The sequence below is a fragment of the Methylobacterium sp. WL116 genome, assembly GCF_008039455.1.
GTDB lineage: Bacteria > Pseudomonadota > Alphaproteobacteria > Rhizobiales > Beijerinckiaceae > Methylobacterium.
In genome coordinates, this window is the sequence record NZ_VRUV01000280.1 from 1 (window position 1) to 6,018 (window position 6,018).

Annotated in this window: 8 protein-coding genes and 2 pseudogenes; 6 read left to right on the forward strand and 4 right to left on the reverse strand. The window is 62.6% G+C overall.

The features are described from left to right. Positions 1-225 (reverse strand): hypothetical protein (locus tag FV223_RS31285; RefSeq protein ID WP_210247515.1); only part of this gene is annotated, 225 nt, incomplete at its 3' end. Positions 226-248: 23 nt separating this feature from the next. Here FV223_RS31285 and FV223_RS18020 point away from each other — a divergent pair. Both FV223_RS18020 and FV223_RS18025 read left to right on the forward strand, forming a co-directional pair. Then, the gene (locus FV223_RS18020) at positions 249-500 is read left to right on the forward strand and encodes a hypothetical protein (RefSeq protein ID WP_147728313.1); all 252 of its coding nucleotides are present in this window, start codon (positions 249-251) and stop codon (positions 498-500) included. Positions 501-609: 109 nt separating this feature from the next. Then, positions 610-969: a cytochrome c family protein gene (locus tag FV223_RS18025; RefSeq protein ID WP_147728314.1), complete on the forward strand. Its 360-nt coding sequence runs from the start codon at positions 610-612 to the stop codon at positions 967-969. Between the two features lie 5 nt (positions 970-974). On the opposite strand, the pseudogene FV223_RS18030 reads toward FV223_RS18025, so the two are convergent. After that, positions 975-1,621, reverse strand: a pseudogene (locus FV223_RS18030) (SOS response-associated peptidase family protein). A gap of 612 nt (positions 1,622-2,233) precedes the next feature. On the opposite strand from FV223_RS18030, the gene FV223_RS18035 reads away from it, so the two are divergent. Beyond that, entirely contained in the window at positions 2,234-2,482 is a 249-nt protein-coding gene (locus tag FV223_RS18035; protein WP_147728315.1) for a hypothetical protein, read from the forward strand. 959 nt (positions 2,483-3,441) lie between these two features. Here FV223_RS18035 and FV223_RS18040 read toward each other — a convergent pair. After that, positions 3,442-3,984 carry a MucR family transcriptional regulator gene (locus FV223_RS18040; RefSeq protein WP_147728316.1) on the reverse strand — a complete coding sequence of 181 codons (543 nt, stop codon included), beginning with the start codon at positions 3,982-3,984 and terminating at the stop codon, positions 3,442-3,444. 201 nt (positions 3,985-4,185) lie between these two features. Between FV223_RS18040 and FV223_RS30560 the strand changes: the two genes are divergently transcribed. Further along, positions 4,186-4,323, forward strand: a complete 138-nt coding sequence (locus FV223_RS30560; protein WP_187274976.1) for a hypothetical protein — start codon at positions 4,186-4,188, stop codon at positions 4,321-4,323. 196 nt (positions 4,324-4,519) lie between these two features. Further along, positions 4,520-4,957: a MucR family transcriptional regulator gene (locus tag FV223_RS18045; protein ID WP_147728317.1), complete on the forward strand. Its 438-nt coding sequence runs from the start codon at positions 4,520-4,522 to the stop codon at positions 4,955-4,957. A gap of 172 nt (positions 4,958-5,129) precedes the next feature. On the opposite strand, the pseudogene FV223_RS18050 reads toward FV223_RS18045, so the two are convergent. Further along, a pseudogene (locus FV223_RS18050) lies at positions 5,130-5,519 on the reverse strand (transposase); the annotation flags it as partial. Here FV223_RS18050 and FV223_RS30565 point away from each other — a divergent pair. After that, complete coding sequence (locus tag FV223_RS30565; protein ID WP_187276173.1) at positions 5,481-5,633, forward strand: hypothetical protein; 153 nt, start codon at positions 5,481-5,483, stop codon at positions 5,631-5,633. The pseudogene FV223_RS18050 and the gene FV223_RS30565 sit on opposite strands and share 39 nt — an antisense overlap. The last annotated feature ends 385 nt before the right edge of the window (positions 5,634-6,018 follow it).

Sequence of the window (6,018 nt, forward strand, 5' to 3'; positions counted from 1 at the left end):
ACCGGCCACCCCCGCCAGACTTCGATGACGACAGGCCGCCACCTCCTCCGCGTCGCAGGGGACCGCCTCCGCCGGATAACGACGACGACGATGGCCCGCCTCCGCCGCCCCGGTCTCGCGCCTACTAGAGTCAACGAACAGGCTCACTGTCTGGTAGGCCTGTTCGCTTTTTGTGCCGGCTGTGGCGCAGTCGTAGCAGCCTTCGCAGACCCCTTCGGCTACCATGAGGCATCCTTCAGGTGCCTGTCATGCTCACCCTCACCTCGATCCTCACCCGCAGCATCCTCGTAGTCGGCACCGTGAGCGGCCTCGCCGCGCTGGCAGATGGCGCGGTGCGGATGCAGCTCGAACAGGCTGTGCAAGGCAATCTGAGCTTCGTGGGGCATGCTTCGGTACCCGTGCAGGTCGCCCGAGCAGATGAGCGCTACGTCGCGAAGAGGCTCGATTGGAGCCGGCTTGGCGCGACAGTGTGGATGGTTGGCGCGGACGATACGCCCTGAAACTTTATTTGCGCCACTGAAGGCCTGCATAACGTCGCGGGTAGGTTGTTATACGAGCTTTTTCCTTAGCTGATGCGAAGACGTTAACAGCATTTTGCGAGAAAAATTCATGCGCCATTTTATCGTCGGTGCCCTAGCAACTATTCTTCTTCCGATGGTCGCTCATGCTGAGGGTGATATCGTAGCAGGAGAGAAAGCCTTTGCTCCCTGCAAAGCCTGTCATGCTTTTGGAAAAAATGGTGTAGGCCCGAACCTGACAGGTGTAGTCGGGCGCAAGTCAGCCTCTGAAGAAGGATACAACTATTCGGCCGCTATGAAATCATCTGGTATTACTTGGGACGAAGCTAATCTGCACGAATGGCTGAAAAATCCCAAGGCCAAAGTCCCCGGCACGAAGATGATTTTTGCGGGCTACCCGGACGACAAAAAAATTGACGATCTGATCGCCTACCTGGCTACAAAGAAGTAGCTGCTCTAAGCGCGACTTTGAGCGGTATCGGTGCGCTTACCGCGCTCTACTTCCATCATCTTTTTATCCGGCAGAGGCCGTTGTAGAGACAACGCCTCCTCGACCGGCGCCTCCAGCTAGGTGCGCCATTCCTCCGGCGTGGTCAGCAGCACCGGCATCGCCTTCGGATGCACCGGCCCGACGATGCCGTTGCCCTTCGTCGTGCGGAAGGCATAGAGGCGGTGTTTCTCCTCCACCGGCTCGTCGCGCTTCGGACCGCGCACGCCTGTCCAGGGTCGCCAGATCCCGGCTAAGGCGAACAACGGCCGGTCTTCATCGAGCGCGAACCACACGGGGGTCTTGCAGGGCTTCGTGTCGGCATACTCGTTGAACGACGACACTGGCACCAGGCAGCACTGCTCCGGCTTCAGCCAAGACCGCCAGTAGGGCGACCTCACGTTCCGCACATTCGTGACCGGGTGCTGCGGCCCCTTGCTCACCGGCGAGGGAAAGCCCCAGCGCATCATCGCCAACTCCCGCTCGCCATCGGCGAGGCGCACGATCGGCGCCATCTGGTCGGGGAAGATCGCCGGCGACGGCGGCAAGTTGCCGGTCCCGTCGCGGTCGACCGGATAGCGTCCTGGCCCTTGTCGAGGCTGTAGAGGTTGCACATACCGGCACCGTGCGCCGGTCAGGTCCGCAAGGGCAAGCCAGTGCGCTCATCGCCACTTTCGATGCCGATCGCGGCACGGTAGGTCCGGCCGTACTGGTTCGGCTGCGGTATCCCGATGCCCGCGGCGGCACCCGGAGCCCTCTGCAGGTGCAGCAGGCCGAGGCACGGTCCGTCGGAGGTCGGAGAGCTATCGCAGAAGGGACTGGCCGATCCATGTGCGGCCGTTCCAAAGCTCGAACGCGCGGCCCTTGGCGATCCAACTCACAAGCGCGAGCGCGTCACCATCGTTGGGGGCGTCGATGATTACGACGCTCAATCGGGCATCATCGAGGGATAGGACGCCCCGGTAGGACGACCGCCACGCTACGCCTTCTCCGGTCTCTGAGCCCTCTAGATCGTTGGCCATGCCGTCCTCTTCGTTCAGGACGAGAGCAAAGGTAATTCGGCTCGGCGCTGAGTGGTTCGCGACGGCGCCGGCGAGGCCGCACCGTGCCCCCCTGGGCGGTGCTGCTCTGCCGGCGCTCGACTATCAGCCGGTCGCTTAGGTCAACTTGGCGGGACATAATTGATAGGCCATTGCCTTGGCTGTAGATACACGGCGGGATCCAAACTTTGGCCGGCCTGATGCCTGGTACCACGGCGCTGAAGGTAGTGGCCGACGACGAGACCGGCGAGCTTAAGAGCGTAACGATCCTCGGGCAGTTCGGCGAGGTGCCGGACGAATTCGCCGAGAGCTTACAAGGCGGGCAAGGCTCAATCACGAGCACACAGATTATTGAACAAAAGCAACCTCGCGCACGTTTGGTCTTAGTATCAACGCGCCGGTATTGGCGCAGCGTGAGGAACATTTATGTCGATTAGAGCACTCGCACTCGCCGCCTCGTGCACTCTGGCTCTGTCCGGCGCTGCGTTCGCGCAAGCGACCGCCCCCTCCGGCACGACCGGAACTGGGATGGGGACCAGCAGCACCGGCGGTTCGGCCACGGGTCAGCCGAAGGAACTAGCTACTCCCGGTGGGGCGAATGCAGGCGGCGGCACGGGCTCTACGCCGATGACGGCCCCGGGAGCGAACGGGATGAGCACAGGGACCGGTTCGCTGGGCGCTAGCTCGTCGGGCATGAGCACCCCATCGACGGGCGCCGCCGGAGCGCGCTGAGCATTCGTTGCAACCGCGTCGAGCTCGCTACGCTCTACGCCGCGTAGTTCGGTCCCGCCGCCCGGTTACGGGCTGCCGGTGCCATCCGTCTCACGCCGCGATGATGGCGATGAGCGATAAGGAACCGGCGAGCGCGAAGGTGTCAGCCACGAGTGATACGATCAGGAGCATGGGAGAGGCCTCAGCCGTCGAACGGCGACGCTTCCTCAACCCGTAAGGTTGTACCCGGTTTCAGGCGGGGGACTGGTGAGACCGGCGATATCCGCCCATCCTTAATCGCCGCCGTCAGCCCCGGCGGCATCGCCGTCATCGTCGCTGAACAGCCAATCGAGCGCCCGGGCTCCGACTTCGCCGGCTGCATCCCTCTGCTGACTGCTCAAGCGCGGTTCGGGACGCTCCGCCCGCACTCCGCGAACCACCGGCGCGCGAACTGATCGAGGGCTTCGTCGGTGAGGAGCGTTCTATCGTGAAGTGGCATCTCGAGGCTTCTTGGACGGTCGAACGGTTCGGCCCCGTCCCGATCTGCTCACGGGACGGGGGAACCCCGGATCTCACCAGCTCGGCCGATACGCAACTTGGCCCGGATGCAGGATGACGGCGTTTTGTTAGGGTCTCATCACCGCGACGGGCGCCGCAGTGTGCCGGAACGGGGCGCTGAACGGCCTTAGGCCTTCTCAGCGGCCTTCTTCCGCCCGCGGGCTTTCGGGGCGGCCTTGGCGGCCTTCGGCTTGCCCTCGGGGGAGTTGGGTGCCTCAGAGACCGTCTCGTCGGCCTCAGCAGTCTTAGGAGCTGCTTTGCGCCGTTGCTGGCCAAGGCCGAGGGAGCGCGCCAGCTCGGAACGCTGAGCGGAGTAGCTTGCGGCTGTCGACGGGTAGTCCGACGGCAGGCCGTAGCGCGCGCGGTAGGTCTCCATCGTGAGGCCGGCCTTGGTAACGTGGCGCTTGAGCGTCTTGTAGCGCTTCCCGTCGATAAAGGAGATCAGCGCGTCCGGCGTGATAGACTTGCGGACCTGTGCCGGCGTCGGTTTCTCAGGGCCTGCGGGCTCGGCGGGCGCTGCGTTGGCCAGGCCAGACATGGCCGCGTGTACGGAAGCAATCACACCAGGTAGCTCAGATACGGACACCCGGTTGTTCGACACGTAAGCCGCTACAAGGTCGGTAGCGAGTTCAATGAAATCGGTCGATTGAGTTTCGACTTGTTCGTCCAAGGTCGTCTCCTCCGCAAAAGGAGGCTTACTGCTCTACACGCTCCGCCGGATCGTCAAGTGATAGCTTGGCGAAAAATACTGAAGCCGATAGGGTGTCCTCATAAAACCGCGAGAACGCCCCCAAAGCACGTTCACGCAGGAACTTGGCGTAACGGTCTCTGTTCCGGTCCTATGGTATGATGCCGTAGAAGGCCCTTCTCCATGAACAAGCTCATCCTCGGCGCGACCCTGACACTCGGCCCCCTGCTCGGTGCCAACACGGCCAGCATAGCAGCGCTAGGCGACGGTCTCGACCCCAACGCTTCGGCGACCGGGAACAGCCAGACGCATCTCGTCTGATGCCATCGCTACCGCGGAGCGATGTGCAAGAGCAGGGGCCGCCCATAGGGACGCCCCGGATCACTTTCCCGAACCAATTTCGCAGATCATGCGTGTAGATCGTGGCAGGCCCGCGCGATATGACGTAAGCTGTGCCTTGATTTGGCACGAAGATTGAAGGATCTCACGCGAGAGGGGAACTCAAAGGACAACCTAAGTGACTGAAGAAAACCCGGGTCAGAACCCCGAAACGCTCGCACTGGCCAGCGAAATCGTAGCCGCCTACGTCGCGAACAACTCCATCCCCGTTTCTGAGCTTCCGAATTTCATCGGCAGCGTTCATAAGGCTCTGTTGGCCCTCTACAGCGGCACCGGGGCTGCGGGCACCAGTGCTCCTGCTGAGAGCGTCGAGCAGCCGACCGCGGCACAGATCAAAAAATCCATCACGCCGGACGCCCTCATCAGCTTCATTGATGGCAAACGGTACAAGACGCTCAAGCGTCATCTCAGCGGACACGGTCTCGACCCACATAGCTACAGGGTGAAGTTCGGCCTGCCGTCGGACTACCCGATGGTCACTGCGAGCTACTCGGAAGCCCGCTCTCAGCTTGCTAGGGACATCGGCTTGGGCCGGCCTGGTCGCGCGACTGCCTGAACAGTGTAGCTCGGTGTCGCCTCGATCGGTTAATTGACGAGGCGACCTTCACAGCCCAATGCCGCGCGCCGATATGATCCGTTGCGTGGCATTGACCAGCATCTCGTCCGAGAACGGCTTCGGCATGAAGCGCGCCCCCATCGGCAACTGATCCTCAGCCGGTGTTGCAAGGCTAGATGATCGGCCTCCACAGGTGGTCCAAGGGTAAAGTTAGTGCACGGTGGGCCACGAGTAACTTAGCCAGCGGAGCTGGTCGGGCGAGCGCAGCCGGCCAAGCGGAGAAGGCTGGCACGAACACCTCCGGGGCCGGCGGCCGGTATCCCAGAGAGGCATGCGGGTGCACGCCGTTGTAGTGACGTCGCCAGCTTTCGATGACGACCTGCGCTTCCCTGAGTGTGTAGAAGATCTCGCAATTCAGAAGTTCGTCGCGAAGCCGTGCGTTGAAGCTTTCAGCGTAGCCATTCTCCCACGGTGAGCCTTGCGTGATGTAGGCCGTCTTTGCTCCGACGCCGGTAGTCCAAGCTTGGACAGCCTTCGCAACGAACTCCGGGCCGCTATCCGAGCCGCAGAGGCGTTCCCGGCTTCACCCAGCCTCGAAGACCACAGCCTCGCCGAACAGCTCGACTGGTACATCGGCTATGTCGCCGAGGAGCGTGCCGCTGGCCGGATGAACTGAAGGCGGGCTGGTGCCGGCGCTCCCACAGCGGTCCTCACCGATCGTCCTTCATGCCTCGGAACCGGCATCCGCGTCGAGGACTGGCAGGCGTGGGTCGCCGATGGCCTCGGCATCGTCACGAACGGCGTGCTCTGCGTCACCGGCCCGGAACTGACGGCGGACGAGTGGGCGGCACGGCATGTCACAGGACATTAAAGAAGGTGATACTCTCAAATTCGACAAGGCGCTCCTGCTGCATCTTGTTCGACAGCGTCCGTCTGGCGGTTATCGATTTTGCGCAGCTCGGTAGCAATGTCCTGCAGGCTGGTGTCGCCCTTGCGCAGCACCTGATCTGCCCCGGACAGACGGTCACGCTCGGCTGCGGTGACGTCGCGAGCGCTTAACA

Bases quoted from the DNA above. Each gene is read 5' to 3' on its own strand.
- FV223_RS18020 (WP_147728313.1), top strand. From the start codon at position 249: ATGCTCACCCTCACCTCGATCCTCACCCGCAGCATCCTCGTAGTCGGC.
- FV223_RS18025 (WP_147728314.1), top strand. From the start codon at position 610: ATGCGCCATTTTATCGTCGGTGCCCTAGCAACTATTCTTCTTCCGATG.
- FV223_RS30560 (WP_187274976.1), top strand. From the start codon at position 4,186: ATGAACAAGCTCATCCTCGGCGCGACCCTGACACTCGGCCCCCTGCTC.